Annotated in this window: 28 protein-coding genes; 5 read left to right on the forward strand and 23 right to left on the reverse strand. The window is 39.5% G+C overall.

Features of this window, described 5'->3' with window-relative positions; all coding sequences use genetic code 11:
- Positions 1 to 73: 73 nt before the first annotated feature.
- From MWU84_RS06545 to MWU84_RS06655, 23 genes are all read right to left on the reverse strand, one after another.
- The gene (locus MWU84_RS06545) at positions 74 to 1,153 is read right to left on the reverse strand and encodes an efflux RND transporter periplasmic adaptor subunit (protein WP_246899705.1); all 1,080 of its coding nucleotides are present in this window, start codon (positions 1,151 to 1,153) and stop codon (positions 74 to 76) included.
- Between the two features lie 48 nt (positions 1,154 to 1,201).
- Positions 1,202 to 2,506, reverse strand: coding sequence for a TolC family protein (locus MWU84_RS06550; RefSeq protein ID WP_246899708.1), 1,305 nt, complete (start codon positions 2,504 to 2,506; stop codon positions 1,202 to 1,204).
- A gap of 93 nt (positions 2,507 to 2,599) precedes the next feature.
- Positions 2,600 to 3,502, reverse strand: coding sequence for a hypothetical protein (locus tag MWU84_RS06555; RefSeq protein ID WP_246899711.1), 903 nt, complete (start codon positions 3,500 to 3,502; stop codon positions 2,600 to 2,602).
- 74 nt (positions 3,503 to 3,576) lie between these two features.
- Positions 3,577 to 4,251, reverse strand: a complete 675-nt coding sequence (locus MWU84_RS06560) for a DUF6799 domain-containing protein (RefSeq protein ID WP_246899715.1) — start codon at positions 4,249 to 4,251, stop codon at positions 3,577 to 3,579.
- 267 nt (positions 4,252 to 4,518) lie between these two features.
- Positions 4,519 to 5,148 (reverse strand): DUF2202 domain-containing protein, encoded by a 630-nt coding sequence (locus MWU84_RS06565; protein WP_246899717.1) that lies wholly within the window; start codon positions 5,146 to 5,148, stop codon positions 4,519 to 4,521.
- 229 nt (positions 5,149 to 5,377) lie between these two features.
- On the reverse strand, positions 5,378 to 5,515 hold the full coding sequence (locus tag MWU84_RS06570) for a hypothetical protein (protein ID WP_246899720.1): 138 nt from the start codon (positions 5,513 to 5,515) through the stop codon (positions 5,378 to 5,380).
- 47 nt (positions 5,516 to 5,562) lie between these two features.
- Entirely contained in the window at positions 5,563 to 7,020 is a 1,458-nt protein-coding gene (locus tag MWU84_RS06575) for an FAD-dependent oxidoreductase (RefSeq protein WP_246899723.1), read from the reverse strand.
- 169 nt (positions 7,021 to 7,189) lie between these two features.
- Positions 7,190 to 7,762 carry a Pycsar system effector family protein gene (locus MWU84_RS06580; RefSeq protein ID WP_246899726.1) on the reverse strand — a complete coding sequence of 191 codons (573 nt, stop codon included), beginning with the start codon at positions 7,760 to 7,762 and terminating at the stop codon, positions 7,190 to 7,192.
- 3 nt (positions 7,763 to 7,765) lie between these two features.
- Entirely contained in the window at positions 7,766 to 8,614 is an 849-nt protein-coding gene (locus MWU84_RS06585; protein ID WP_246899729.1) for an ATP cone domain-containing protein, read from the reverse strand.
- Positions 8,615 to 8,631: 17 nt separating this feature from the next.
- The gene (locus MWU84_RS06590; RefSeq protein ID WP_246899731.1) at positions 8,632 to 9,531 is read right to left on the reverse strand and encodes a hypothetical protein; all 900 of its coding nucleotides are present in this window, start codon (positions 9,529 to 9,531) and stop codon (positions 8,632 to 8,634) included.
- 3 nt (positions 9,532 to 9,534) lie between these two features.
- Positions 9,535 to 10,275 carry a TIGR00730 family Rossman fold protein gene (locus MWU84_RS06595; RefSeq protein WP_246899734.1) on the reverse strand — a complete coding sequence of 247 codons (741 nt, stop codon included), beginning with the start codon at positions 10,273 to 10,275 and terminating at the stop codon, positions 9,535 to 9,537.
- Positions 10,275 to 11,396 carry an ABC transporter permease gene (locus tag MWU84_RS06600; protein WP_246899738.1) on the reverse strand — a complete coding sequence of 374 codons (1,122 nt, stop codon included), beginning with the start codon at positions 11,394 to 11,396 and terminating at the stop codon, positions 10,275 to 10,277. Before MWU84_RS06600 ends, MWU84_RS06595 begins: the two co-directional genes overlap by 1 nt.
- Before the next feature lie 125 nt (positions 11,397 to 11,521).
- Complete coding sequence (locus MWU84_RS06605; protein ID WP_246899740.1) at positions 11,522 to 12,628, reverse strand: ABC transporter permease; 1,107 nt, start codon at positions 12,626 to 12,628, stop codon at positions 11,522 to 11,524.
- A gap of 10 nt (positions 12,629 to 12,638) precedes the next feature.
- Positions 12,639 to 13,373 carry an ABC transporter ATP-binding protein gene (locus MWU84_RS06610; RefSeq protein WP_246899743.1) on the reverse strand — a complete coding sequence of 245 codons (735 nt, stop codon included), beginning with the start codon at positions 13,371 to 13,373 and terminating at the stop codon, positions 12,639 to 12,641.
- Positions 13,374 to 14,285, reverse strand: coding sequence for an ABC transporter ATP-binding protein (locus MWU84_RS06615; RefSeq protein ID WP_246899745.1), 912 nt, complete (start codon positions 14,283 to 14,285; stop codon positions 13,374 to 13,376).
- Between the two features lie 36 nt (positions 14,286 to 14,321).
- A complete protein-coding gene (locus MWU84_RS06620) occupies positions 14,322 to 14,798 on the reverse strand; it encodes a hypothetical protein (protein ID WP_246899748.1) in 477 nt (158 codons plus the stop codon).
- Positions 14,799 to 14,801: 3 nt separating this feature from the next.
- Positions 14,802 to 15,185, reverse strand: a complete 384-nt coding sequence (locus tag MWU84_RS06625) for a hypothetical protein (protein ID WP_246899750.1) — start codon at positions 15,183 to 15,185, stop codon at positions 14,802 to 14,804.
- Positions 15,182 to 16,084, reverse strand: a complete 903-nt coding sequence (locus MWU84_RS06630) for an HlyD family efflux transporter periplasmic adaptor subunit (RefSeq protein WP_246899752.1) — start codon at positions 16,082 to 16,084, stop codon at positions 15,182 to 15,184. The genes MWU84_RS06625 and MWU84_RS06630 overlap by 4 nt, the downstream gene beginning before the upstream one ends.
- A gap of 22 nt (positions 16,085 to 16,106) precedes the next feature.
- On the reverse strand, positions 16,107 to 17,372 hold the full coding sequence (locus tag MWU84_RS06635) for a TolC family protein (protein WP_246899757.1): 1,266 nt from the start codon (positions 17,370 to 17,372) through the stop codon (positions 16,107 to 16,109).
- A 113-nt stretch (positions 17,373 to 17,485) separates the two neighbouring features.
- Positions 17,486 to 18,088, reverse strand: coding sequence for a TetR/AcrR family transcriptional regulator (locus MWU84_RS06640; protein WP_246899759.1), 603 nt, complete (start codon positions 18,086 to 18,088; stop codon positions 17,486 to 17,488).
- A gap of 277 nt (positions 18,089 to 18,365) precedes the next feature.
- Entirely contained in the window at positions 18,366 to 19,424 is a 1,059-nt protein-coding gene (locus tag MWU84_RS06645) for a DUF3365 domain-containing protein (RefSeq protein WP_246899761.1), read from the reverse strand.
- Between the two features lie 21 nt (positions 19,425 to 19,445).
- Positions 19,446 to 19,718 carry a heavy-metal-associated domain-containing protein gene (locus tag MWU84_RS06650; RefSeq protein WP_246899763.1) on the reverse strand — a complete coding sequence of 91 codons (273 nt, stop codon included), beginning with the start codon at positions 19,716 to 19,718 and terminating at the stop codon, positions 19,446 to 19,448.
- A gap of 45 nt (positions 19,719 to 19,763) precedes the next feature.
- Positions 19,764 to 20,108 (reverse strand): rhodanese-like domain-containing protein, encoded by a 345-nt coding sequence (locus MWU84_RS06655; RefSeq protein ID WP_246899765.1) that lies wholly within the window; start codon positions 20,106 to 20,108, stop codon positions 19,764 to 19,766.
- A 488-nt stretch (positions 20,109 to 20,596) separates the two neighbouring features.
- Between MWU84_RS06655 and MWU84_RS06660 the strand changes: the two genes are divergently transcribed.
- The 5 genes from MWU84_RS06660 (at position 20,597) to MWU84_RS06680 (ending at position 26,920) form a co-directional block, all read left to right on the forward strand.
- Complete coding sequence (locus MWU84_RS06660) at positions 20,597 to 21,817, forward strand: hypothetical protein (protein WP_246899768.1); 1,221 nt, start codon at positions 20,597 to 20,599, stop codon at positions 21,815 to 21,817.
- A gap of 20 nt (positions 21,818 to 21,837) precedes the next feature.
- Positions 21,838 to 22,533 (forward strand): SUMF1/EgtB/PvdO family nonheme iron enzyme, encoded by a 696-nt coding sequence (locus MWU84_RS06665; protein WP_246899771.1) that lies wholly within the window; start codon positions 21,838 to 21,840, stop codon positions 22,531 to 22,533.
- A gap of 44 nt (positions 22,534 to 22,577) precedes the next feature.
- Complete coding sequence (locus MWU84_RS06670) at positions 22,578 to 24,917, forward strand: hypothetical protein (RefSeq protein ID WP_246899773.1); 2,340 nt, start codon at positions 22,578 to 22,580, stop codon at positions 24,915 to 24,917.
- A gap of 4 nt (positions 24,918 to 24,921) precedes the next feature.
- Positions 24,922 to 25,854, forward strand: coding sequence for a dihydrodipicolinate synthase family protein (locus MWU84_RS06675; protein WP_246899776.1), 933 nt, complete (start codon positions 24,922 to 24,924; stop codon positions 25,852 to 25,854).
- Between the two features lie 154 nt (positions 25,855 to 26,008).
- Positions 26,009 to 26,920, forward strand: coding sequence for a dihydrodipicolinate synthase family protein (locus tag MWU84_RS06680; protein WP_246899778.1), 912 nt, complete (start codon positions 26,009 to 26,011; stop codon positions 26,918 to 26,920).
- The last annotated feature ends 5 nt before the right edge of the window (positions 26,921 to 26,925 follow it).

The raw sequence follows: 26,925 nt of genomic DNA on the forward strand, positions 1-26,925 counted from the left end.
AGCCTAAATCTGCTAAAAAGTCTTGGGGTAACCGCTACAATCCCTAACGCAAATCCGATTTTTCAAACTTTGGTTATTGGATACTAATCCTAGCCCCATTGAACAATTTCGCTTCGGCCGATATTATATATTGTTCCTCGGCGGAAAGTCCTGACAATACCTCTACACTATCGCCATAAGTCCTACCCAAGCGCAACCAGCGCAAAAGAGCGGTATTGCTCTCACTCACCGTATACACTCCGGATAACTGTCCGTTTTGCACTATCGCCTCCAGAGGAATAAGCACCCTATTGGTATTCGCTTTTTTTGCAGTAGGAAATTGAACAGTGGCGTACATTCCAGAAAGTAGTTTGGAATTGGACTCATCCAACATTACTTTAACCATATACTGTCCTCCAGTATTTTTGGCAGAGGTACTCACTTCCGCTACTGTTCCCTTAAAGGTTTCGTCCAGGGTCTTGATCAAGATCCCCACTTCCGAACCCGACTTTATCTGAAGTATTTCAGATTCAGGTACCATGGTCAAGACCTGAAAATTGCCCGGACTTTCTACTTCCACTAAGGGCATCCCTGGATTGGCCATATCCCCAACCTTAATAAATTTGTTGGTAACCACTCCATTAAAAGGAGCCCGTATATTGCTATAGGAAAATTGGGCGTTCACCTCGTTCTTCATTTGTTTGGCCGCTTCCAATCTGGCCTTGGCCATGTTGTAGTTGGCAGTAATGTCGTCCAGTTCCTTTTGGGAAGCACTGTTCTCCTTAAACAAGGCTGTATACCTATTGTAATCTTTTTCAGCGTTGTTAAAAGCAGCAGCGGCTTCGGTAATACCGGCGTTTACTTGGGCTAATTTGGCGGATAGGTCAGCATTGTTAATACTTATCAATTGCTGCCCTTTATTAACTTTATCCCCTACCTGTACGTAAATTTTATCTACATATCCCATCATTCGGGTACTTATATTGGCACTGTTCACCGCCTCTATCTTTCCGCTGGCGGATAGGAACGGACTACCGTTCTGTTCAGAAACCGTGCTCACTTCAACGGCCACGGCAGGAGAATTGTCCGCCACAGTTTTTTTATCATCGCTCCCACAACTGCTAATCGTTATGGCGAAGGTGAAGAGTGCTGCTATGTATAATTTTGTTTTCATATGTATAATTCCTTTTTATGATTTCTTATATTGATTAACTGTATGCCCTTATTCCTTGGTTAAAAACTTTACATAGGCCAAGGCGTAATTATAATTGAAAATAGTAGTGTAATATTCCAATCTCTTCTGGGAAAATTGGGTTTCGGTATTTAATAAGTCGGTGGTTTTCTCCAACCCCTGTTTAAATCTATTGGTTCGTATGCGGAGGGATTCTTCCGACTGTTGCAATGCCAATGACGTAAGCTCCAAATTGTTTTTGGCATCTTGAAGCAAACGCATGGCCCTATTCAACTCTACCTGACTTTCGGCTTTATATTGATGAAGCTCCAACTTGGATTTTTCAAATTCGGCCCTGCTTTTTTGGACCTTTCCAAAACGCTTACTGCCTTCAAAAATGTTCCATTTTAATTCTGCCCCTATCAAATATCCATTGGCATCGCCCTGAAAAACTTGGTCATCGTGCAATTCATAGGTTCCAAAAGCATTTAAGCTAGGAAGAAAACTCATTTTGTCTGCCCTGTACATTTGTTGGTATGCCTCGGTGGACAAGGACATGGCCTGTAGGTCCTTTCTATTATCAGGCAATCCTTCCGTATAAATGTCACTGACCACTAAGGTCAAGGAGTCCGATGGTTGTAAAACTGCATAACTGTTATCGTTCATCAAGACGGATAGGTAATTGGAAACATTGTGGATATTGCTCTTGGCGTACTGCAACTGATTGTCTATTTCGGTAAGCCTAACCTCTACCGCCAGGACATCCGATTTTTGAAGATATCCCTGCTTAAAACTATTATCCGCCAAACGCTTATTTTCCATTGCCGCCTTTTTCGCCTCTTCCAAAACCGAGACGGACTTATAGGCCAACTGTAACTGCATATAAGCTTTTTCTACCTCCAAGTCCATATAATCATTGGTCCTATCCGCTTTTAACTCCACTGCATTCATTTTGGCTTTCGCCGCCTTACGCTGAAAAATTCCATCTAGATTTACCAATGGCTGCTGCACTTGGATACGGGTAGCATAATCCTCGATCTGACTGGGGTTGTTCAATAAAAGGGGATCAAAATCGGCCTGGGTCAAAATTTCCTGGTTCAATTTGGAACCAAATGCCATCAAGGGATTAGTGGTCGCAATAGCCGTATGGGATACACTTATATTGGGCAATATCACGGCATTGGACTGATTAAAATCGCCTTTGGCGGCCAACACATCCTGTTGGGACATTTTAAGGGTATTGTTGTTTTCCCTCACTTTGGTCAACACTTCTTCCTTGCTGATCAACACTCTTTCCTGAGCGTGAACCAAGGACAAGGTTCCCAAAAAAGACAGTATATAAATGATATTCTTCATCGTTCTAATTATTTAAGACAAAATTAGGGGGAGTAAAAGGATTGCACAGTAACTAATGTTACCAAGGGATTGATTCCATTGGGATAACCAATTTTAGTTTCCTTTTTTGGTATAAAACCAATAGCTAACGCCAATGGTCCAATAGAATGTATTTTTTAGATCTTCCTTTATAATGGTATCCTCGGTGCTAATAGTGGCACTGCTTTGGGGAAAAGACAAGGAAGGAGTAATAGAAAAAATAAATTGCTTGTGATAAAATTGCGCAGGAAGACTTAACTCCAGGTTTAAGAGATTAAACTCTGATGCCTCCTTTATTTCCACCACAGTGGAGGTAGTTGGTTCTGTATCTATGGTCCCTTTTCCTTTTCCCTTTCTGTTGCCTAAACGACTGCTACTATAATATTCCTGATAGAAATATTGTGATCCGGCATACAGGGAAATACCCGGATCTAGCAATAGCTTGTTCCCAAGAGTATAAAAGGTTCTATCCAATTTTAGTCCAGTAAAAATATCTACTGAACTTTCTTTATTAAAATATGTACTTGCCGAAAGTGTAATTTCCAGAAACTTTAAGTCATAACTTAAAACACCGGTAATATCGCCAATAACTTCGGACCTAACATTGTAACTGTCCTCATTAAAAAAATAAGCGGTTCCCGATATTCCTCCACTAATCTGGGGTCCGTTAAATATAAACCCAGAACTAATTAAAAAAAGATCTACCCTGTTTTCGTTGGATGCCGTTAAATAAGATACTGAGGCATCTGCAAAAAAACCCGTCTTATCGTAATAACCAATAGAAGGGAAAATATATGGGGCTGCAATAGAATCCCGCCTTCCCATAAATACAGCATCATTTAGATAGCTAACATCGGTTAGAAAGTAAGATTCATTGTCATTGGATTTTTCTTGGATAGATTTTTTATTATTTTGGGACATCATCCCGGTATGAAGAGCAAAAAATATTAATGTAGATATAATTAGCCGGGATTTCATTAGATATAAGTTTAAGTTCTTTATTGGAAATGGGATGCAGGAATTTTTAAATTCCTGCATCCCATTGGTATTTCTTAATTGTTACCTTTATTCTTTTTCATAGTCATTGACTTCTTAACTCCGCTTTTCATCTTCATGTTTTTATTTACTTTCATATTTTTTTGAACCATCATTTTACGATGTAGATATGAATTCTTAAACATGGCACCATTCATATTTATGCATTCTCCATCTTGCAATTTAAGTTGTTTACGGTCTTGGTTCTGGTAAGTTCCATCAGGATTGACCAATATTCCGTCGCCGAGGTTTAATTGCTCCTGAAGACGTTTTTGTTCTTGATTTCTAATTTGATATACTTCACCGCCTATTTGCATGATCTGAAACCTATTTTGGTTACGTTCCTGCATTTGAGCCTCGGTAAGACCTTTGTTTTCCTGTTTTACTTTGTATCTGTATTGGTACTCATTGCGGTATTTAATACCATCATTGTCCAAACATTCCCCATCCTTTAAACGTAAACGATCCTTATCCCTTGTTACATAAGAACCATCAGGATTTACAACCGTTCCATCATTTAATGTTACGGGATCTTGTAATCTTATTTGGTCACGATCTCTAATTTGTAGTACATCACCATCCACCAACATTAATCGATCTTGGTCCCTATCCCGCAATTGGTCTTGGTCCTGTGCATTAAGCATTATAGATCCAAATGCAATAAATACCATTGCAAAAATTATTCTTTTCATGATTTTTGTTTTAATGAATTAATATGGTTAAATGTATGTTCTTTAATAGGAACGTAAAATGATATATGTCAGTTAATTTATTTTAAATCAATAAGTTACACCTAATGTTGTGTAACAATTGTTACACAAGAAGACCTAACTAAAGTTATTTATGGTCAAGGAATATAGTTTAAGACAGCCAACAAGTTTGAGGTATTTGAACTGTGCCCAAAAATGGGTCAGCCAAATTATTCAGTTCTTGTTTGGAAGTCTGTTTAATAAAATCCTTTACGGACCACATTGTTCCTGATTATCATTGATTATTAAGATATAGTCTTCCTGGGTCAAATACTGGGGCTCATAAGTATTCCCTGAAAGTTCAATGGCATTGACAAAACTCCTGAGGTGGTTTCGGCTACCACATTGCAGGCTTTCAAATACTTGTATCATGGCACTATTGGTCGTGGCATCAATGAATTTGGCCAAATCCACAATGTCCAAATCTTCAATGTTGGCACCAACCTCCAAGGCATTTGCCTTATTTTCACTGCCGTAATCAATAAACTGATCATAAAGCTTTTGAATTTCCGGGTTATTAAACTCCCCATATGCCAAAAGGGAATAGGAAATATCATATTGGTCCAAAAGGCCAATAACGGCATTCATATGGCTTTGTTCACTTTTCTTTATATTTGAAAACTGATTTATTTCCCATAAATCCTCCAAATAGGTATACGTATCCCTTGCCAACTTTTCCTCTTCCAACATAAACAATAACGCCGTATTGTCTTCATTAGTGAGGTTTGTATTCTCCTGATCCGCAACGGATGAATCATCATTGTTACAGGAGAACACTGCCAATAGTAACGGCAAGCCAAAAATGAATAAATTGATTTTTATCTGTTTAAAAAATTTCATTGCTTAGAGATTTAAATTATATAAGCAATATCCAATATATTAAACAGATACACAGCCACTTAAGTTACACAAGCCTCAGCTTTGAAATATAAAGGAAGGTTAGATTATTTTTTGGAAGATTTTCAAAAATTCAGCTGGGAAAAGTCAAATTGAAGGTGACCATTTTCCTTTGCCCAGATTAGATTTCAATTTACTACTCCGTGCAAAACACATTATGGTCCAGTATAATTTATTGTGCCTTTCTGGTGCCCCCGTGACCACCCGCAACGATCAACATTATTTTTATACTCAACCAAATGAATTTAAAAAATTGGATAATAGGGTTCATCATATAAAAACGTTTGGATTTTGATATTCTTTGTGTCATGTTTTCAATTTTAGGTTATTGGACTATGTTTTATTAAAAGTTGCCTTTTATTCGGGAATCAACCACCAAAAAGGTTTCATTTTGGCCTTATACAAAAAGGCATAGTGCAAAGCCAACTTAAGCCAGTGACCTGCCAGACCAATCTCTCCAAATGTTTTCCCAAGTTGGCGTCCTTGAGTATCAGGATATTTATTATAATCAGGGACTATGGGAAAAGTGGTTATGCTAATACCGCTGCCCTTGGTCATTCCGTAACCAGCGGAGGCTATACATGCGGCACCCATATTGCCCATGGATCCCCGGTGATGCAAGGAGGTCTTACCATTCTTAATGGTATCTATTATATTTTCTGCAACCAACTTCGCTGTTATTCCAGACGGCATCCCGGTTCTTGGGGGCGATGGGGAAATAGCCGTTCCATTTTTACTTACCCTAGGTTTTGATATAGCATGCGGGGGAGCAAAAGCTATGCCAGGGGCAAAGATATTGGGGTAGGAAGGATTCTGATAGGTCTCGGGCCAATCCTGAACGGACCATTCCTCATAAGGTTTAGGGGTATAGTCGGCATCTACGATCATAAAGCCTTTAAACAATTTTTCCGTAATATCTTGGTCGTTCTTATCATAGGCCTTAAAACCATGGCCAGAAAAAGCGGGGATTAGCATGGCAAAATCGTATGCTTCCTTAAGGTATTCCCCACCCAAGGTTTCATAATGTGCCACACCATCTTCAATTTTATTTACCCCGGCACCAATGATCCATTTTATGCCACGATCTTCAAAAACCATTTCTACCATTTCGCTCGACTTCATTATGTTGTTGCCATAGCTCAGAAGCATCCCATCCATTCCAAAATCTCCCAGATGCGGTTCATTGGCAATCCAGACCAATTCTGCCATATCCCGGACCTTGTGCCGTCTTAATTCCTGTTCTACATTTAAAATGTACTCAAAAGCAGCACCTTGACAGGTAGACTTGGCATGGCCGGTACCAATCAATATTTTGGCCTTTTTACCTTGTTTCATCTGCTGAATTAGATCGTCCAGGGCCCTCCAAGCCTCATTGGCGTGATGGTAGGTACAAACAGAATAGGCCTTGTTGGTGCCAGGTACCAGACCCTCCGTCATATCGAAGGCCAGTTTGGGACCTGTTGCATTTATTAAATAATCGTAGGTAACTTTTTCCTGTTTCCCTTTTTGGTCCTCCGTTACATATTCCACCATAACAAAAGGTTTTTCCACTTCCTTATCCCCTTCGGGATGAAAGGTGACCACCTTTGCCTGTTTATACCCTATTTTTTTCTTTTTGTAAAGTGGGGCCAACGGAAAAATAATGTCCTTTGGTTCCATTCTTCCAATTCCTATCCAAATATTGGAAGGGATCCATTGGTAATTGCTATTGGGGGAGACCACTAAAACTTCGTGTTCTTTGGGGAGTTTTCTACGGAGGTGTGCTGCGGCCACATGACCAGATATTCCAGCACCCAGAATAACTATTTTTGACATTGCGATTGGATTTATTAAAGATAAATTTAGTACATAGCTCAAATACTTAACATGATTATTATCAGTATGTTAAATATTCTAACCACTATAAATTTGAGACTTTAAAATCATTTCCACAGCAACATTTGTTACAGAGGGAAAAGGTACTTTAATTGGAAATGGAATATTATCAAATCGTTGTGCTCAGTGTGTAGATAATAGTTGCAATTAGGCCTAATAAAAATATGCCTACGGATATGGTCACAAGTTTTTGTTTCATAGAAATAATTTTACCTAAAAAATAAAGGTCGGTGACCATTTCATCATAAACGCTCTGACCGCTTACCATTATGCGTTCAAATTCCTGTTTAAATTCGTCCAGGGATAGGGAAGAAAAATTCTCGGCGTACAAGGAGCCTTTATATCCGCTTTTTCTATATTTTTTGCCAAAATACCTATGCGGCAATATACAGATCAAAGCAAATATCATAGACAACATACTGCTGATAATCAATATTTTGGTGCCTGTATTTATATTTACCCCCCTAGTTCCGGCATCTATAAACCGAATGCCCAATAATAAAGAGGTAATTATGGAATTCACGGTCAAAACGATCCTAGCCTTGTTATCCGCCATTTTCAGCAAGTTGTAATGGTTTCTAGAAAGCGTTCTAAAAAGCGTTTGAACGCCACGGGCATCATATTTTAGGCGTTTCCCTTTTTTTGGATCTTCCTTCGCCAAACTGTTTGTTTCCTTTTCCATAACTTATAATTTTGTGCGGCACAATTGACCGGCTTCTGAAAGAATATTATTGATTCTTCCTGGGTTTAGTTCCAGCTCCTTTAAAGAATAGGGTGCCCTAACAAGTTCTTTCACTAAAATGATATTTTTTGAGATCAACTGATTCTTTTCCTTTTTGGTCAAAGTAGTAAGTACGGTGATCGGGTATAGTCCATAAGCATCTATATTGGTTTTCATGCCGTTGTTCTTGGGGTAATCCCAACTCAATAAGGTCAGCCCAATGCATTTGCCGTAGTTTACGGCGTCTATTGTAAATCGGGTATTGGTAACCAACCAACCTTGCTTTAAATGGGTCGTCTTCTTAGGGTCGGAATTCCATTGTTGTTGCACGTCCAAAAATCTTGAATTAATGTATAATGGCACCTTTACATTGCTAACGTCCTTTGGATGGGAATGGAACTTGCATTCTATGGCATAGGTATTCCTGTCCTTCTCGGCCAAAACGTCTATTTCATGGGTTACACATTTCCCGTTTAGGACTACGCTGACCGTGGCATGGTATCCCTTTTCCATCAAAAGCGCGGCTATTAAACGTTCAAAGGGGAATCCTGTTGGTCCCAGTTCGAAAATGCCCTTTTTTAATCGGTATTTGGATGCAGAAATCCTATGGTATTTTTTTAATAGGGAAAAAACTTTATTATGGACTTCTTTGGATGATATCCCGTCATATAGTTGCGGTATTACCTGCGAGATGATAGAATCGATTTCATTACTGGATACATCACAGTTTCTTAAAGAATCTTTCAGTTTTCTAGAAGAAAACGGTTCCAGGTTCCCCGAACTTTTTTTGATCATAATCTGCTTTTCCTCCATGTCTTTTTCATTTAAGTTTAAAACCTTAGCAATTCTGTCATTATACCGAAGCGAACCACATCCAATCGATGTTGAAAATAGATGTTGTAATAATCCATTCCATGGTAATAGCGAACAAAGAAACCGATATCCTCTAAAAACTTGGGATGGTAGTAAAAGGTAACACTCGCGTTAAGACGTTTTATGTTGAAGGTGTCCCAATCGTATAGCTTGTCCAAGCTCCACATGGTTTCTGCCTTTAATGAGAAATTGGCTTTTATAGATCCTCTAGGACCCATTTTCAGAGGAAGTTTATAGGCCAAGAACGCATTGTGCCAGCGTAATCCACTATACTGTCCATGCAGTTCTTGGAGCATCCAGCTTCTGGGATGCACTTCCAATGAGGTTTTAAATATCTTTTCTGCCCTCAAATTACTGCTGTAGTCCGTTTTTAACCAGCCCATTTCAAAAAAATTGGTGGCGAAGTTTCCAGTTTGTAGATTGATGTTTCCGTCGTCATTATAAAAACTACCATCCTGTCCGTTGGAATGGTGCCCCATTTTTACAAAGATGGTAGACCGGTCTGCTGAATTCTTTGCACCAACCAAATAATAGGCGGAAATCTGGGGAATGTAGCTAGGTGTCTTCACGGGATAAGATTCCTCGTTGTACATTCGGATCGTAATTTGAGCGGTGAGTACGGCCATTAATCTGGAATCCTTTCGTTTTCGGACCACAAAACTGGGGTTAACATTGGCCTCGAACATCAGGGGTTCCATATTGCCAATATCCGTGGGAAAAGTAATAAAACTGTCACCTTGGTTCACTTGGGCTATTTTACCAAGATTAAATTGGGGCAAGCTGTCCGATACCCCTTGTGCCAGTGCTTGCGATATAAGCAGGTATAACAAAATCGATATGCTGCAATACTTGTTCATTTATTATTCTTCCCCAAACAACCAATTAGGTCTTTGAGGTTTTTTAACCAATTTAAACCTTTCAATAGCATGGGTCTTTATGTGCGCTGCCATCTCCTCCACAGAGTCGGTTACGAACAACAACTCCATGTCCTTAGGGCTTATACTTTCATTCTCCGCCATAATCCTTATGTGTTCACAGAGCTCTTTATGGTACTCGGACCCGAAAATGACTACTGGAAAATTTTGGATCATCTTGGTTTGTATCAGGGTAATGGATTCAAAAAGCTCGTCCAATGTACCCATGCCGCCGGGCATAACCACAAAGGCATACGAATATTTGATCAACAGGAACTTTCGTACAAAAAAATACCTAATGTTGATCCATTTGTGGAGATAGGGGTTCGGTTTTTGTTCAAAGGGCAGTATTATATTGCAGCCTACGGAATAACCTCCCGCTTCATAAGCCCCTTTATTGGCGGCTTCCATAATACCGGGACCCCCTCCTGTCATCACCGTAAATCCCAAGTTGGCCAAGGCGGCACCAACCTGTTCGGCCTTTTTGTAAAAAGGATTGGTTTCGTCAAATCTGGCCGATCCAAAAACCGTTACGCAGGGGCCAATAAAGTGCATTTTTCTAAATGCCTTGATAAAACTGTATTGTACCCTAAAAGTAAAAAACAGTTCTTTAAACCTGGAGCGCGGCCCACGTAGAAAACGCGACTCTTCTGGTTGTAAATGATTATTGTTATGGTTATTATCCATTAACTTACTTTTTTATAACTCATCACTGCCAAAGCATTCATGACTATGGCAAATACCAATGTTTTCAATACTTGGGGGTAAATATCGGAAAGGCCGGCCCCTTTTAGCATTACCATTCTCATTACCTCGACATAATATCTAATAGGATTGAATTCAGTTAACAACTGCGCCCATTGCGGCATACTTTCGATAGGCGTAAACAAACCGCTCATCAAAATAAAAATGACCATAAAAAACCAGGCTATAAACATGGCCTGCTGTTGAGTATCGGTAAAATTGGAAATAAAGAGGCCCATCCCCAAAATCACTAAAATGTAAATAGTGGTATAGAGATACATCAAGCCTAAGCTTCCAACTATAGGAATGTGGAACAATAGTTTAGAGATGATCAGACCCACGGTCAACAATACCATGCCCAAAACCAAAAAAGGAAATAATTTTCCAATAATAAACTGGTGTTTTTTTATGGGGGTAACGTTAATTTGCTCCAGAGTCCCTATTTCTTTTTCCCGAACAATATTCATCCCGGATAGGAAAAGGGTAATCATGGTTACCAAAAGGACCAATATTCCAGGCACCATAAAGGTTTTGTAATTCAAGGTCTCATTGTACCAGAAGGACGGGATAGTTTCAATATTCATCGGCTGGTTCCCCGACCTGTTAAAAAGGGATAATTCTACTAGTGCCTTTTTATTGAACTGTTGCACAATCTGATTGATGTACACATTTTCCACCCCCGCAGCTGCTCCATCAATAGCATTGATTATAACCGACAGATCTGCTTTTTCATTTTTAAGAAGTTGCCTTTCAAAATGAGAAGGAATCTCTAGGATTACATCCACATCGCCCTCCAACATTGCCATACCTGCCTGTTTAGCCGATGGAAATTGGGAAACCACATTGAAATAGGTAGAAGCTTCAAATTTTTCCACCAACTCCCGTGAAAGCGATGTTTTATCATTATCAACAAAGGCAAATTTTATATTTTTCACTTCAAAGGTGGCGGCGTTGGACAGAATAATCAGTTGGATCAACGGCAAGACAAAAATAATGGGCAACATCGCCTTATTTCTAAAGATCTGTTTAAACTCCTTTTGGATGATATAGCGGATGATGTTCATATACTTTTAAGTACTAAGTATTAAGAAGTTAGTATTGGGATGAAGAAATTTAAATTGATTTTTATGGCCTTATCTTTTGATCCATAATTCATTTGCATTGCCTTTAACTAGCAACTAAATTTCCTTCATTCCAATCTTATTTTATATTTTTTTACGCTCAAGCCTATAAAAAATATGGTCATTCCAATCAATATTAAAGTTTCTTTCCATACGTAGGCCAATCCCACTCCTTTTAGCATTATTCCCTTTATGATGATTATAAACCATTTGGCAGGAATTATATTACTGATCATCTGTAATGGTAAAGGCATACTGGAAATAGGAAAAATAAAACCGGACAATAATATAACCGGTAACATCAGCCCCATTAATGAGGTCATCATGGCCGCCTGTTGGGTCGCCGCAACTGTGGAGATTAGAATGCCCAACGACAGCGCATTTATGATAAATAAAGTACTCTCCGCCCCCAATAAAAACAAACTGCCCTGCACCGGCATTTTAAAAACAAAAATGCTCAAAAGAATAATTACCACAGCGTTAATAATGGACAGCAAAATATAAGGAACAACCTTACCCACAATAACTTGGAACGGGTTTAATGGAGATACCAGCAAAATTTCCATGGTTCCCAATTCCTTTTCCTTGGTAATGGATATTGAGGTCATCATGGCCGATACCAGCATTAGGATAATGGTCATAACCCCAGGCACAAACATATATACACTTTTTAGTTCCGGATTAAATACCATCCTTGTTTTTGGTATTATTTGGTAAGGAAGCTTTAGTCCTTGATTTAATTCCTGTTGGTAATTCTGTAAAATAGACCCTATATAATTGCTTATCGTATTCGCCGTGTTGGGATCGGTAGCATCCGTAAGAATTTGAACGGTGGCTTTTTTTTGCGTAACCAGGTTTTTGCTAAAATTCTTTTCAAAATTGAGTACTGCCTTTATTTTGCCTTTTCTAAAGGTAGGTTCAATCTCATCCTCATGACTTATAAACCCTTTGATACTGAAATATTTTGAAGTCGCTATTTTATTTATGATCTCTTTGGTATTTACATCTTTGGAATGATCCAAAATGGCGATATCTACATTATTGATCTCGTTGGTAATGGCAAAACCAAAAAGCATCACCTGCACTATGGGCATGCCGAACAAGATAAACAATGAACGCCTGTCCCTTAAAATATGGTAAAATTCCTTTTTGATGAATCCTATAAATCTGTTCATTTTGCCCTTGTTATTCTATGTTCCTTGCCAATTTTAGGAATACCTGATTCATGGAATCCACTTGAAACTGACGTTTTAGATTCTTTGGCGTGTCCAAAGCCTCTATCTTTCCGGCTACCATGATAGACACCCGATCACAATATTCGGCCTCATCCATATAATGGGTAGTTACAAAAATGGTAACCCCTCTATTGGCCTCCATATAGATCATTTCCCAAAATTGGCGTCTGGTAATGGGGTCTACTCCTCCGGTGGGTTCATCCAAAAAAATAATTTTTGGATTGTGGAGCATTGCAACTGAAAAGGCCACTTTTTGCTTCCAACCCAAAGGGAGAGAACCTACTAGGGAATCGGCCATATCATGCAATCCTAATTCATTGATCATGGCCTGTGACTTTTCTTTGATGTCCGCAGATGACAAGCCATATATACCCCCAAAAAAGACAATATTTTCTTTGATGGTCAAATCATTGTACAGGGAGAAGCGTTGGCTCATATACCCAATATTCCTTTTTACGTGCTCAGCATGTGTAAGCACATTATATCCGGCCACGGTGGCATTGCCATGGGTAGGTTCGGAAATTCCGATCAACATTTTCATAGCCGTTGTCTTTCCGGCCCCATTGGCACCCAAAAATCCAAAAACCTCACCTTTTCCCACCTCAAAAGAGATGTTATTTACAGCGGTGAAATCCCCGAACATTTTGGTCAGGTTCTCGACCTGTATCATATTATCTTCTGTCATCTATTCATTTGCTTTAGATAGGTCCATAAAGGTATCCTCAATAGTTGCCACGGTCTCTTTAACCTCAATCTCCTTATGCTGTCTCTCCTCCAAATATTTGGTTAAATCCATTGGCCTAAATGCTTCGGACTTAGGAGTAAAATGAAGATATTCTCCAAATGGATAAGCGCTATGGGTATCTGGGTAAATTCTTAAGTCTTCGATCAATTTATAGGTATTAAAACTACGTACCTTAAATATTTTCTTTGGGAACGATGCGATAATTGCCCCGGGCGTGTTGATCTGCAGTATTTTTCCGTTGGTGATCAACGCAATCCTATCACAAAGTTCGGCTTCATCCATATACGGAGTAGATACCAAAATAGTGATGTCCTTTTGCTGTAACCGTTTTAACATCTCCCAAAACTCTTTACGGGAAACGGGATCTACCCCTGTGGTAGGCTCATCCAAAAACAACACCTTGGGTTTATGGATCAAAGCGCAGCTAAGGGCCAGTTTTTGTTTCATCCCACCCGATAATTTTCCTGCCCTACGATCTTTAAATGGTTCTATTTGGACATAGATATCCTTGATCAAATCATAGTTCTCCGCTATTGTAGTTCCAAAAATAGTAGCGAAAAAATTAAGGTTTTCTTCCACCGTAAGATCTTGGTACAAGGAAAACCTCCCCGGCATATAACCCACGTGATTTCTGATATCCTTGTATTGCTTTAGAACATCATATCCGGCAACGGTAGCATTTCCCTTATCCTGAATCAGTAAGGTGGTCAAGATTCGGAAAAGTGTGGTCTTTCCTGCCCCGTCCGGACCTATCAATCCAAACAGTTCCCCTGGCTTTACCTCAAAGGAAATATCGTCCACAGCTTTTACTTTGTTGTACGATTTGCTGATATTGTTTAGTATGATGCTCATTTTCTTAACCGTTCAATAAAAATTATCCATTGTATCTCATTCAAAATAAATGTAGTAGGCATTTAAATGTCCTGCTATGCTTTCCTTGATTTGTGCACCCGTTTCCGCGCTACTCGTTTTTTGTAGCAGTTCTATTTTTTGGATCAACGGATGTAAAAAAATATGTAGATTATCGTGTGAAGCTCCTGTCATGGTGCATTCCTTAACTAGGGTGTTTTTAACATCGATTAAGGAGTCTCCTAAATTTCTGTAGTCTCCCAAAGAAATGGTTTTCCTCTCCGCGATGAGTTTGGCCATATTTGCTACCCCAGAGGTAGTTTCCAGATTTGCCTCCCATTTTGCACCATTGTTCAAGGCCATTTCCGCCACCCAATTATTATTTAAATGTGGAACTTTGTCCATCTTCGTATTTGATATTACAGTATCCTTAGATTTCGCTTCTACCTTTACCTCCTGTTTACAGTTAATAAAATTTAAGGATAGCACTATCAGGAAAACGATTTTTAATTTCATGGTTCATGATTTTATTTTGTTACTTAATGTTTTTGTACGGTTTAGAAGTACCAGAATTAGTATTGCTACCCATATGCCTACCCTAAAGGCCATTGCCTTTATACTCTTATCAGCTACCATATCATTAAAAAAGTACAAATAGACCAATACCAAAAAGTGCAAAAGCAGGATGGTCATTATCATTAATTTAGACCTAATGTGTTGTTTACCTATTTGATAGGCCACCAAAATGGATATAATTCCAAGGGTAACGTTATAGACCACCAACCAATCCAGTACCCCATAATCCACGGAACGCAGCCCCAAAAGGACCATGGAACCTGAGATTACGGATAGGATACCGATCAGGATTGCAAGTATGGTCGCGATAATCAAGGTCGTTTTCATTCTTCATTAGTTTTTGTGGCAATCCACATTTCTGCAGGCATCCCAATTTTTAAACTTCCATCATTACGGACTTTAACTTTAACTGCGTAGACCAGATTGACACGTTCTTCTTTGGTTTGAATAATTTTAGGAGTAAATTCTGCGCTTTCCGCGATCCAGGATACTACCCCTGGATAAGATTTCATCTCCTCGCCTGCATCAATTTTTACGCTTACCTCCTGCCCAATTTTCAGTTTGGACAATTGGTTTTCACTGATATAGACCCTTAAAATCATGTCTTCCAGGTTGGCTATTTTATATAAGGGTTTCCCAAATGCAGTAATTTCATTGGGTTCGGCATATTTAACCAGGACCGTGCCCTTCACAGGGTTCTGAATGACACTTTTATTGATCTGGTCTTCAATTTGCCGTATTTGTATTTCTATACTTTTTATCTCATTGATAATGGGAGAATTTTGAGTTTCCACACTCTTAATCTGTTCTTTGATAATGTTGATCTGTCCATTAATGTCGTCCAATTGTTTAGTAGTTGCGGCTTTTGCCTGCAATAGGTTCTCTACCCTGGCCCTATCATTTTGGGCCACTTTTAATTGTTCCTTAAGTACTTCCCTTTGTGATAGCACGTTCCTGGATTTTGAAAAAATGGTGTTTTTGGAAGCCAATAATTGGTCGCGCTTTAAAGAAAGCTGAACGGTGTCTATAACGCCAACAACCTTATTTTGGGCCAGTACATTTCCTTCTTCCGCATCCAGGAACAAAATTTTTCCATTGGCCTCTGCCGAAATAGTTATTTCCGTAGCTTCAAAATTACCGTAACCATCGGCCTTTTCCCCATTGCCGGTACATGAACCCAAAAGGCTTATGAGAAGACTTGTTAATATTAAATATGGATGTTTCATTTTATTCAGGTATTGTTATATATCAGTTATTGTAATAGCTTCCTTTAGTAATTTCGTATTGAATTTTGTGCAATAGCAATTGAGTTTCGTGTAGATTTAAATTGCTTTTTGCCTCATATAAATTTGTAAATTCGGTAATATAGGCCGATGCTGTAATTACACCGTTGTTCAATTGGGATTCCGCTGTTTTTAGAATATCCTCGCGTAGTACTATAATCTCCCTATCGGTGAAAATCAAGGCATCGATCTTATCAATTTCAGACTCGAGTTTTACCAATTCCAAATTGTTGTTCAGTTCAAAGGTCTCTTTTTGCGTATCTATAATTTCCTTGTTTATTTCAAGGGATTGTTTCTCGGTCCTGGTCTTGTTCCAATCAAAGATGTTCAGATTCAATTTTAAACCCGCCATATAAAAGGTTTTAAAAGAATTGTCCAACATATTCAGCCCCGGATTGCCATAACCCCCTTGGGCAAAAGCATTGATTTTTGGGAGATTGGTCTTTGAAATTAGTTTGGAGGAAAAATCTATCTGTTCCTTTTGCAGGTCGAAAAGCTGAATTTCTGGTCGCTCGGATTGGGTTTCCGACATAAAAACGGCAGGTCTTTCAAGGTTTACATTGGACGATAATTCCATGCCAATAAGTAAGGACAAGCGTTGTAACAACTCCAATTTATTATACCTTAACTCCGTGAACTGTTGTCTTAATTTTAGGAGTTCCGCTTCCAGTGTTTTTTCAGAAGACCCCAACAAAGTCCCATATTTTACCCCAGCCTTAACATCTTCTAAACGAGCCTTTAATTGCTCTTCCTTGGCTTGGAGCAATGCCTGGTTTTCCTGAAGCAATAAAACTGATAAGTAAATGGAATTGACCTGGCTTTTTAATCCGTAGAGGCTCACTTCCAACTGCTGTTGGTTTACCCTTGAGGCTGCCTCCTTCACCTTGGAGGAAGCATTGATCAACCCCCCGTTATAAATCATTTGGTTTACATCCAAGGTGGCGCGATATTGGTCCTTATTGGGAGGTTCTACCGTTACATTCGGTATCTGGATCGGCAAACTTGTTACATCGGACTGGTACGTGGCCTGAGCGTTCAGATCCAGTTTGGGCAAATACCCCGTTCTTAAGGCTTCAATATCCAATTGTGCCTGGTTTTCCAATAATCCAGTTTGTTTGGCCAAGGGATAATTCTTGGTAACAAGTTCAAAACACTCCTCCAACCTAAGGGTCTGCTGGGCAAAGGCGCCAAGAGGTATAGTGAAAATTAAAATTAAAAAAAGTCTTTTCATGTGTTTTTATTTATTGATTTTCAGTAGTAACACTAGCCCGACAAAGTCCTTCTTGCGGGTGCAACATCCAAATAATCATTTTCCCCGTGTGTTTTAAACTAAACATGTATGTTTCATTTTTTAATAGAATTAATTAAAAGCTTTGGAATCAAAATTTTTCGTTCCTCCATCATGGATTTAAATGTTTTTTCATCCAAGTTCAATATTCCACGGACCAGGCCAGTACCTACAAAGGAAAAAGCGGTCAAGGAAAAAAGGTTTAGCAACAATTGTTTAGGGTCTATGGGCTTTAAAATTCCCATCTCAATTTCATCCTCTATCTGCTTCTTAAAGCGCAAAGGGTTGGGTGCGATTTCGGAGCCAAAAAATAAATCCGCAAACTCCGGATTGTTATTTATTTCCTGAATAAGAAAGTTGGGGAGGTATGGATTCTCCATGACAAAGGAAATATAGCTATCTGTAAATTCAGTTATTTTTTCAAAAACGCTTTTATCGGAATTAAAGACCTGGTTGATATGGGGAGCAAACTTTTCAAAGGCCTGCCTAAATACCGCCTCGAACAATTTTTGCTTACTCTTGTAATAGTAGTGCAGCATGGCCTTGTTAATTTTTGCCTCATCCGCAATCTCCTGCATACGGGCTCCTGCCATACCTTTCTTTTGGAAGACGCTTATGGCTGCCTTTAATATATTTTCTTCTGTGCTCTGATCTTTCATTAACTAAATAGTTTAACCAAATGGTTAACAAATGTACAAATTTTTTTAATTCAAAAAGGACAATGACAATATTTCTTTGTTATTTAGTTTAATTACAACCATTTATAAAATATATTTTGGGATATGGTGAGGGCTATATAAGAAACAAATTCTATACATTAAATGCTCTAAAATTCTTATTTCTTCCTAAATATCACTTCACCCGATATCGATATTAGGTATATTTTCTTCTCAAGGCAATAAGGACTTTCAACCTATATAAGGCCAAAAAAAATATCTACTTATTTTTATCAAAAACCACACTCCATATTCCACGGACCTCATTTACATTATAGCCAACGGCCTTATCTTCCGGGTATAATCTACTTAAAGTGGCCAGAGTAGAAGGTTTGACCTGTTCGTTGGGTTTCCCATGGCATTGGAGGCACATGGCGTTTGTAGTTATAGGATAATATACCGTTACTTCTTCATTACCAGGAACTACTACGGGATCCACTTCGATACCCGCGGCGACCTGTTCTTTAAAAGTAGCGATATATCCCAATTCCTCTTTGTTGGCTTTATTGTCCGGGTTTCTAGGTTTATCCGAAACCCTTTTAATCTGGGCATTGTTCATAACAGAAATACTATCTGTTAATTCTATGGCCCTAAGGTTACAAAATTCTACCGCTCCATCCGTACCTTTTTCCTGTATGGCCTTCATTAGGTTTTTCCCCAGTGCTGCCTTTGTAGCCAAGGCATAACCCAGGCCTATATCCCCATAATCCTTTTGTACTCTATGTTTGGAACCTGGGCCCATTCCATTTCCCATACCTTTACCCATTCCTTTTCCTTTGCCCATTCCTTTACCCATTCCCTTTCCTTTGCCCATTCTTCTACCATGCTCCCTCTGAAAATGTTCATCGAACCATTCAGGTTGTGCAATTTCATAGTCGTACATATATTCGGCAATAAGACTTATGGTTTCTTCGGGATAGGGTTGATAGGGCATTATCCCAAATCGATTTATGGCACCTGGCATTTTGGATATTTCCTCCTTTGGATCATTGATCCAACCCACAATAGCTTTTGTAAATTGTTCCTTGGTAGTTGTTGAATCAATATAATGCTTCTTAATAGCCACCATGGGAGGTGCAATCATGCTGACCTCTGATGCTTTAGGATTGTGACATAAATAGCACTCTGTCTCAATAATCTTTTTACCTGGATGCATCTTTGCCTGATCAGCCGATGAGTTTTCTACCATCGTTTCCACAGGCATAGTTTCCGTTTTTTTAGCCTCCTTACAGCTAACCAGGGTGATTAAAAGGATTGTCAAGAAAGATAGATACTTCATAAAGCTAATTTTTTTTTGGATTTATCCCTTTATCATCCTTCCCGCCGCACAGCTAAGAAAGGATTTGGCCTTATCTCCCAATCCGTTTTTGGCATCCAGTGTAGGATAGCCCAAAACTTTAAGGGTATCCCTTAACCTTTGTGTGGCCGTAACGTTGTTCGATTCAAAAGATACCGTTCCCGAGTTTACATCAACCATAACCTCCGAGATATTCTCCAATTCCGATAATTTGGTGGTAATTGTTTTAGCACAACCCCCACATTTTATATTTTGAACACTGAGTGCTAATTTCATAGCGTTAATTTAAGCCAAATTTATAAATTCTTGATAGAAAGGATATTATCTCCAGGACATATAGCCACCCCTCAGGTCATATACTTTTTCAAATCCCATACCTATCAATTTATGCGCAGCTCTCTGACTCCTTGCACCGGAACGACAATACAGGTACACAGGCTTATCCTTGGACATTTTTTCACAGTATCTTTCAAAGCCTGCGGCGTTGAAAAAGTCAACATTTACAGCATTTTTTATGTGACCGCCACCATATTCATTAGGTGTACGAACATCTATAAGTTGTACTTTTTTACCCGCTATGGCGGCTGAAAAGTCAGCCTGATTCAAAATTTCAATTTTATCCGATTTCTCTTTGCTTGTTCCGAAAAGTGTACTAAAAATAGACATATTATTTCATTTTTGCGTTAAACTAAGGTACTTGTTTAAAAAAGGAAACCGTCACCTTTTACAATGACCGTTTCCTTTTACAACCAACCAAAACATTTATTTATAGTGTAAAGATAGGCCAGGCATTTAATGTCCACAGCAACTTTTGTTACACTCCCCTCTCTTTCCGAAAAAAAGTTATGCTCTTACAAACAACTAACTTCCAGAGAATTTAAAAGCAAATAATACCGCCGGCAAACAACAATGGGATTCATAATGTAAGCTGCAAATAGGAGCCCAAATTCCTTTAATTCCCCAATCCTCTCCATAAAAGAAGAACACTTTACAATAGCCATATAATATATATTACTTATTGTACATTATATATTAACCCAAACTAATATTTAATTGGTTTTATTGATTAAAATGAGTTAATATTATTGCATTAATGAAATAGAGGAAGAATCATTTTGACGAAAAATTTAAACGCACACAAATAGGAACTAGCCATGTTTAAATATTGTTTATTGCCATTGGTTTCGGTTTTCACTTTTATAAACCATGGCCTGCTTGCCCAAAAAGTAAATGAATTCCCAAAGAAAACTGACCCCCTATACAAAAAGGTGGAAATGTTCGACAAGTTGATGCTAGGAAACCATTGGAACGAAGGCGCTATAATGCAACACGTTATTTTTCCTCCTGCGGGACTGGAACAACCAATAGTTGGTTCCCAGGCCGATTGTCTTGATCCCACTTCCGAAATGCTGGCCGCCTACTCCCATAAGTACGCTATTACAGGAGACCCAAAGGACAGGAAAATAGCCAATGACATCTTCGAGGCTATATTAAAACTGGAAAAAGTTACAGGCGTTGAAGGATTGGTGGCACGGAGTTTCAATAGGACCAACGAACCCCTTTGGCACGAAGAAGTCTTTTGGTACCATGAATGGCACCAATCCTCCTCCATGCCTGGTTACCGCTGGCTGGGCGATTTAAGCGCCGATAAGTTTACTTCCATATTTTACGGTGTGGGAACTTTCTGGGAACTATGTGCAGATGCGGTATACAAGGAGAAAGCAGCAGGCCTCCTCGACCGATTTATAGGAAGGGTGGTGGACAATAATTTTAAACTTACGGATCTGGACGGAAAAATGACCTTGTGGGGCAACTTCTGCCCTAACCTTCCGCACCAAGAACTCAATTCATTGGAAATGTTGGCCGCCCTTAAGGTAACACATCACATTACAGGCAAGGAACGGTACAATGCCGCCTACCACATGCTTATAGACCGCTATCATTACGACGACCACCAAATTAATTCCAAAATACTATTCCCCAAAGAATGGCGGAATGTGGGGGACGACTACCATGCGGCCCGTTCCCTCTATATGATTATGCGCCTAGAGGACGACCCCAACTTACTAAATAAATACCGTATGAATTTAAACAGACATTGGTACGATTGGAAGGATATTGAGTTTACATGGGAAAGCAATATTTGGTTTTTGATGGTCTATAAAGTACTTACAGGAGAGGACATTTTTACCGAAAAGAAAAATCAGGGCATTAAGGACATGTGGGGATTTGAACGCAATACCAAGGAATTTAAAATTCCCCAAAAAGATGGCAGTTTTAAAATGGTACGTTCCGAGGAAGAACGCACCGCCGCTGCCATGATCAGAAATTATTGGTTTGGTAGGTATTACGGTATTATTGATGAAAAATGGTAATCACAAATAATAGGAAGCGTATGAAATCTTGGTTAACACTTCTCACTTTTTTAGTACATATATTTTATGTAGTAGGGCAAGAAAAGCCGACTCCTCCCGAGGGAATGGTCTATGTTCCTGCCGGTGAATTCATTATGGGCAGCGTCTATGGCGATCCGGATGAACGACCTCAGCAAATTGCAAGTACAAAGGCATTCTTTATAGATAAATATGAGGTAAGCAATTCGGAGTTTGCCAAATTTGACCCCACTTTTAAATTCCCCCCGGAAAAAAAGAACAATGCCGCAGTAGTGACCTGGTCCAAAGCGGACGCCTATGCTAAATGGGCAGGCAAACGTTTGCCTACAGAAAAAGAATGGGAAAAGGCAGCAAGGGGTATAGACGGCCGTGTATTTCCATGGGGAGATACCTATGACAACACCTACGTTGTTTGGGACCAAAAAGAGACACGCGGAACGTCCATAGCCAAACCTGCCAGCCCCTATGGTTGCTATGATATGGCCGGGAGTGTGTGGGAATGGACCTCGGACTGGTATAAACCCTACCCCGGCAATACAGTACCTATGGAACAATATGGCGAAACCTACAAAGTAATGCGGGGCGGATCCAATTTTAACAACCACTCCTTTATTCGTACCTCACAGCGCTATTATGTGTTGCCAGAAAAAATACACGTATATCCGGTTGGAATACGATGTGTAAAGGACATAGATTAAAACAACGCTCTCAAAAAACAGTATAATAAAAAATGTCTAACAAGATGAAAAGACAACTAAAATTTTGGCTGGTATTTATTGGAATTGGCAGTATGCTGTTTTGCGAAAAAGAGCAGCAGAAAACCTTGGACCTTTCCCAAGCAAACATTGTAATATCGGCCCAGATTAAATCTCCGATCCAAGAAACGGCCGCCAACGTTCTATTGGAAGAAATTAAAAAACGAACCGATCTTCAACTCGGATTAAACAATAATTGGGATTCCAAAACTACCATTGCCCTGGCCTTGGCCAATGAAAAGGAATTGTATGGAATAAAAGTACCTGCCCGTGATGGCGAAAATACCCCCGAATTAAAAAAAGAAGGCTATCGTATTTTACATCAAAATGATGCCGACAAAAATATCCTATGGGTCATTGCTGCAGATAAACGGGGCATCCTTTACGGCATAGGTAAACTCTTGCGAACGGCCAAAATGGAAAATGGTATAATAACACTGACCCCTAATATTGATTTCTCCGAATCCCCGGAATATGCCCTTCGCGGACATCAGTTCGGCTACAGGAATACCGCCAATTCCTGGGATGCCTGGACTGTGGAGCAGTTTGATCAACATTTTAGGGAACAAGTTCTTTTTGGGGCGAATAGTTTTGAAAACATCCCTTTTCAAGAGCCCGATTCAAGTCCCCACTTTAAGGTAGATCCCCAGATCATGGAAGTGGAACTAAGCAAAATATGCGAGAAATACGATGCCGATTATTGGGTCTGGACGCCAGCTCCCCATGACCTCACCATAAAAAATGCACATCAGGACGGACTTGCAGAACAAGAGGCCTTTTATGCAAAATGCCCAAGATTGGACGGCGTATTTGTTCCTGGCGGAGATCCAGGGGAAAATCATCCTGCCCAACTAATACCTTATTTAAACGACTTGTCGGAGATTTTGCACAAATACCATCCAAATGCCGGTATTTGGGTTTCACTTCAAGGGTTTAATAAAGAAAAAGTAGAATATTTTTTTAACTACCTTAAATCTGACAGTCCTGATTGGCTTAAAGGGGTTGTTTACGGCCCTAGTAGTCCGCCTATAGATTTGGAACGGGAAATGTTGCCAAAAAAATATCTGCATCGCTTTTACCCCGATATCACCCACACCGTTAGATGTCATTATCCAGTAGATAATTGGGATCAGGCTTATGGATTGACCCTGGGAAGGGAGCCTATTAATCCACAACCCCTCATGTACACCCAACTTTTTAGGAGGGATACCAAACATACCGATGGCTTTATTACCTATTCCGATGGTTCCCATGACGATGTTAATAAAGTATTATGGAGCCAATTGGGTTGGGATTCCAAGAAAAATCCCCAAGATATCATCTATGAATACACCCAATTCTTCTTTGGTCCAAAGGTAGCCGAGGAAGCGGCACAAGGCATATTTGATTTGGAAAAAAATTGGGACGGACCCATTTTGGACAACAATTCCATTAAAGAAACTTTGACATTGTGGAAAGGCTTGGAAGAAAACAATCCCGATCTGGCAAGTAATTGGAGGTGGCAACAATTGATTATGCGGGCCTATTACGATGCTTATATTCAGGACCGACTTGCCTACGAAAAAAGGTTGGAGGCCGAAGCTTATGAAATACTGGCTCAGGCTAATACCATTGGGGCCGACAAAGCTATGAGCGATGCCCTACAACATATTAAGAAGACAGATACGGAATTAGTATCACAAGACCTAAAGGAAAAGGTTTTTGAATATGGGGAAAAGCTATTTCAATCCATAGGAGCGCAGACCAGCGTGGAAAAATATCAGGCACGTAGTGCAGAAAGAGGGGCCATTTTAGATTTTATAGATTATCCTTTGAACAATAGATGGTGGTTGGAAGACGAATTTAAAAAAATTGACGAATTAAAGTCGGAAGCCGAAAAGCTGGCGCGATTGGATTTTATTAAAAACTATGAATCTCCGGGAGAAGGCAGTTTTTACGACAATATTTCCAGTGCGGATGCCAAACATGTAAGCTCAAAAACCGATGATGCCATAGACTTCCTATGGGAGAACGATGGTTTAAGTAGAAAGCGGCTCTCCACCCAATTATTCCAATTTACCCCTACCTTGGAATACCGTGATTTGGATCTCAATTCCAATTATTTAATTCGTGTTTCAGGATATGGGGAGGCCCTTTTAAGAGCCAATGGAGAACGCCTAAAACCTACCAAATATGAAAAGGGTTTTGAGGAATTTAAAGAATTTCCGCTTCAAAAAGATTTGATCAAGGATGGCCAATTAAAAATAAGCTTTGACAAGCCCGATGAGGAACACCTCAACTGGAGAAAACAATCACGGGTAACCGATGTCTGGCTTATTAAACAATAATAAGATGTTGACCCAAAAAAAGCTCTTACCCCTAAAGGGAATTGTTACCGTGCTCAACACTCCCTTTACCAAGGTGGATACCATTGACCATGCTGCCTTAAAGAACAATGTAGAAGAAGCATTAAAGGCCGGGGTTGCCGGTATTTTGGTGCCCGCCATGGCCGCGGAAGTATATAAATTATCCCATTCGGAAAGATTGGAAATGCTATCGACGGTTTTAGAAACTGTAGGGGACAAGATACCCGTAATTGGAGGTGCAGGGGAACATGATCTATCCAAAAGCAGGGAACTTCTAAAGGCCTATATAAATCTAGGTTGTAAGAATGTGCTATTCCAAATTCCTTTTATCGAGGAGCAACAGTTCAGAAAACATTTTATGGAATTGGCGGCCCTTGATCCGGAAATGATTATGCTACAAGATTGGGATGCTACCGGTTATGGCCTATCGGACGACCTTATATGTGAATTATTCGAAAAAGTGGCTGCCTTTCGATGTTTAAAAATTGAAACCGTACCAGCGGGTCCCAAATATTCAAGAATTTTAGATCTGACCAAGGGACAATTGAACGTTAGTGGGGGCTGGGCCGTTACCCAAATGATGGAAGGGCTACAGAGAGGTGTACATGCCTTTATGCCTACTGGCATGCACTTCATTTACACTTCCATATACCGTATGTTCACAGAAGGTAAAACGGAAGATGCAGAGGCTCTGTTTGGGCAGATAATTCCAGTGTTGGCCTTTTCCAACCAACACCTGGACATTTCCATACATTTTTTTAAACGTCTATTATATCGCCAAGGCATTTATAAAACCCCAAATGTTCGTAATCCTATACTTCCCTTTGATGCGCTACATAAAAAATTGGCCAACAAGCATATAGATAGGATCATTAATCTTGAAAACCAACTTATGGCCCAAAGGCCCAATAAATACTAATATTGGAGATACACTTAAGAAATAAGGCCTAAATAAATTCCCACAAAACCTTGCGTTAAATGGCACAATGGTCAATATATTATCTGTTTTAAATAATATAGTTGTGGTACACCCTTGCCTTTTAAATTTACTTTGTTCCAACTAAAAAAAATATATGGCATTAGAATTAAAAGGGATTATTCCCCCAATGGTTACCCCCCTTAACGCTGACGGTGGATTGGATGAAAAAGGATTGGAAAAACTTATTGAGCATCTTATTACTGGAGGTGTACATGGTATTTTCCTTTTGGGCACCAATGGGGAAGCTCCCAGTCTTAGTTATGAATTACGAAAAGAGCTTATAACAAAGGCTTGTAAATATATCCGTGGAAGGGTTCCCGTATTGGTAGGAATAACCGATACCTCCTTTAGCGGTTCCTTGGACATTGCAGCCCACTCAAAAGAAGTTGGTGCAGATGCAGTGGTGGTAGCCCCTCCTTATTATCTTCCAATATCGCAGGAAGAAATGATGGATTATTTGGAGCGTTTAATTCCACAATTGTCCTTGCCTGTTATGATGTACAATATGCCAAGCTGTACCAAACTACACCTTTCCTTGGAGACCGTAAAAAAGGCTAAGGAATTGGGTGCCATAGGTATCAAGGACAGCTCAGGTGATATGTCCTATTTCTACTCGCTGATTGAAGCATTTAAGGAGACTCCGGAATTTTCCATCATTGTAGGAACAGAAATGTTTTTACCGGAGACTATACTATATGGTGGTCATGGGGCCGTTGCAGGGGGTGCTAATTTCCTGCCAGAATTATTTGTTGATCTTTACAACGCCTCTGTGGTGAATAATTTAGAGGATATAAAAATACTTCGCAATAAGGTGGCCTTTGTAAACAGCAGTATTTATTGCGTAGGCAAGAATGCTTCTAGAATAACCAAGGGCATCAAATGTGCCCTATCGGTAATGGACATTTGCGAGGACCATATGGCCTTACCATTGAGAAAATTTGAAAACGGGGAAAGGGAAAAGGTAAAAGAATATTTAGACCAGTTCGCAGGAACACAGGTCATTTAAAAAAT

The organism is Arenibacter sp. F20364, from assembly GCF_023015905.1.
Taxonomy (GTDB): domain Bacteria; phylum Bacteroidota; class Bacteroidia; order Flavobacteriales; family Flavobacteriaceae; genus Arenibacter.

What these genes read in the sequence shown, in the direction of transcription:
- MWU84_RS06570 (WP_246899720.1), bottom strand. Translation starts at nt 5,515, where the DNA reads ATGACACAAAGAATATCAAAATCCAAACGTTTTTATATGATGAACCCT.
- MWU84_RS06590 (WP_246899731.1), bottom strand. Translation starts at nt 9,531, where the DNA reads ATGAACAAGTATTGCAGCATATCGATTTTGTTATACCTGCTTATATCG.
- MWU84_RS06585 (WP_246899729.1), bottom strand. Translation starts at nt 8,614, where the DNA reads ATGGAGGAAAAGCAGATTATGATCAAAAAAAGTTCGGGGAACCTGGAA.
- MWU84_RS06630 (WP_246899752.1), bottom strand. Translation starts at nt 16,084, where the DNA reads ATGAAACATCCATATTTAATATTAACAAGTCTTCTCATAAGCCTTTTG.
- MWU84_RS06550 (WP_246899708.1), bottom strand. Translation starts at nt 2,506, where the DNA reads ATGAAGAATATCATTTATATACTGTCTTTTTTGGGAACCTTGTCCTTG.
- MWU84_RS06595 (WP_246899734.1), bottom strand. Translation starts at nt 10,275, where the DNA reads ATGGATAATAACCATAACAATAATCATTTACAACCAGAAGAGTCGCGT.
- MWU84_RS06555 (WP_246899711.1), bottom strand. Translation starts at nt 3,502, where the DNA reads ATGAAATCCCGGCTAATTATATCTACATTAATATTTTTTGCTCTTCAT.
- MWU84_RS06545 (WP_246899705.1), bottom strand. Translation starts at nt 1,153, where the DNA reads ATGAAAACAAAATTATACATAGCAGCACTCTTCACCTTCGCCATAACG.
- MWU84_RS06560 (WP_246899715.1), bottom strand. Translation starts at nt 4,251, where the DNA reads ATGAAAAGAATAATTTTTGCAATGGTATTTATTGCATTTGGATCTATA.
- MWU84_RS06605 (WP_246899740.1), bottom strand. Translation starts at nt 12,628, where the DNA reads ATGAACAGATTTATAGGATTCATCAAAAAGGAATTTTACCATATTTTA.
- MWU84_RS06610 (WP_246899743.1), bottom strand. Translation starts at nt 13,373, where the DNA reads ATGACAGAAGATAATATGATACAGGTCGAGAACCTGACCAAAATGTTC.
- MWU84_RS06640 (WP_246899759.1), bottom strand. Translation starts at nt 18,088, where the DNA reads ATGAAAGATCAGAGCACAGAAGAAAATATATTAAAGGCAGCCATAAGC.
- MWU84_RS06660 (WP_246899768.1), top strand. Translation starts at nt 20,597, where the DNA reads ATGTTTAAATATTGTTTATTGCCATTGGTTTCGGTTTTCACTTTTATA.
- MWU84_RS06580 (WP_246899726.1), bottom strand. Translation starts at nt 7,762, where the DNA reads ATGGAAAAGGAAACAAACAGTTTGGCGAAGGAAGATCCAAAAAAAGGG.
- MWU84_RS06615 (WP_246899745.1), bottom strand. Translation starts at nt 14,285, where the DNA reads ATGAGCATCATACTAAACAATATCAGCAAATCGTACAACAAAGTAAAA.
- MWU84_RS06655 (WP_246899765.1), bottom strand. Translation starts at nt 20,108, where the DNA reads ATGTCTATTTTTAGTACACTTTTCGGAACAAGCAAAGAGAAATCGGAT.
- MWU84_RS06645 (WP_246899761.1), bottom strand. Translation starts at nt 19,424, where the DNA reads ATGAAGTATCTATCTTTCTTGACAATCCTTTTAATCACCCTGGTTAGC.
- MWU84_RS06600 (WP_246899738.1), bottom strand. Translation starts at nt 11,396, where the DNA reads ATGAACATCATCCGCTATATCATCCAAAAGGAGTTTAAACAGATCTTT.
- MWU84_RS06675 (WP_246899776.1), top strand. Translation starts at nt 24,922, where the DNA reads ATGTTGACCCAAAAAAAGCTCTTACCCCTAAAGGGAATTGTTACCGTG.
- MWU84_RS06565 (WP_246899717.1), bottom strand. Translation starts at nt 5,148, where the DNA reads ATGAAATTTTTTAAACAGATAAAAATCAATTTATTCATTTTTGGCTTG.
- MWU84_RS06665 (WP_246899771.1), top strand. Translation starts at nt 21,838, where the DNA reads ATGAAATCTTGGTTAACACTTCTCACTTTTTTAGTACATATATTTTAT.
- MWU84_RS06620 (WP_246899748.1), bottom strand. Translation starts at nt 14,798, where the DNA reads ATGAAATTAAAAATCGTTTTCCTGATAGTGCTATCCTTAAATTTTATT.
- MWU84_RS06575 (WP_246899723.1), bottom strand. Translation starts at nt 7,020, where the DNA reads ATGTCAAAAATAGTTATTCTGGGTGCTGGAATATCTGGTCATGTGGCC.
- MWU84_RS06680 (WP_246899778.1), top strand. Translation starts at nt 26,009, where the DNA reads ATGGCATTAGAATTAAAAGGGATTATTCCCCCAATGGTTACCCCCCTT.
- MWU84_RS06650 (WP_246899763.1), bottom strand. Translation starts at nt 19,718, where the DNA reads ATGAAATTAGCACTCAGTGTTCAAAATATAAAATGTGGGGGTTGTGCT.
- MWU84_RS06635 (WP_246899757.1), bottom strand. Translation starts at nt 17,372, where the DNA reads ATGAAAAGACTTTTTTTAATTTTAATTTTCACTATACCTCTTGGCGCC.
- MWU84_RS06670 (WP_246899773.1), top strand. Translation starts at nt 22,578, where the DNA reads ATGAAAAGACAACTAAAATTTTGGCTGGTATTTATTGGAATTGGCAGT.
- MWU84_RS06625 (WP_246899750.1), bottom strand. Translation starts at nt 15,185, where the DNA reads ATGAAAACGACCTTGATTATCGCGACCATACTTGCAATCCTGATCGGT.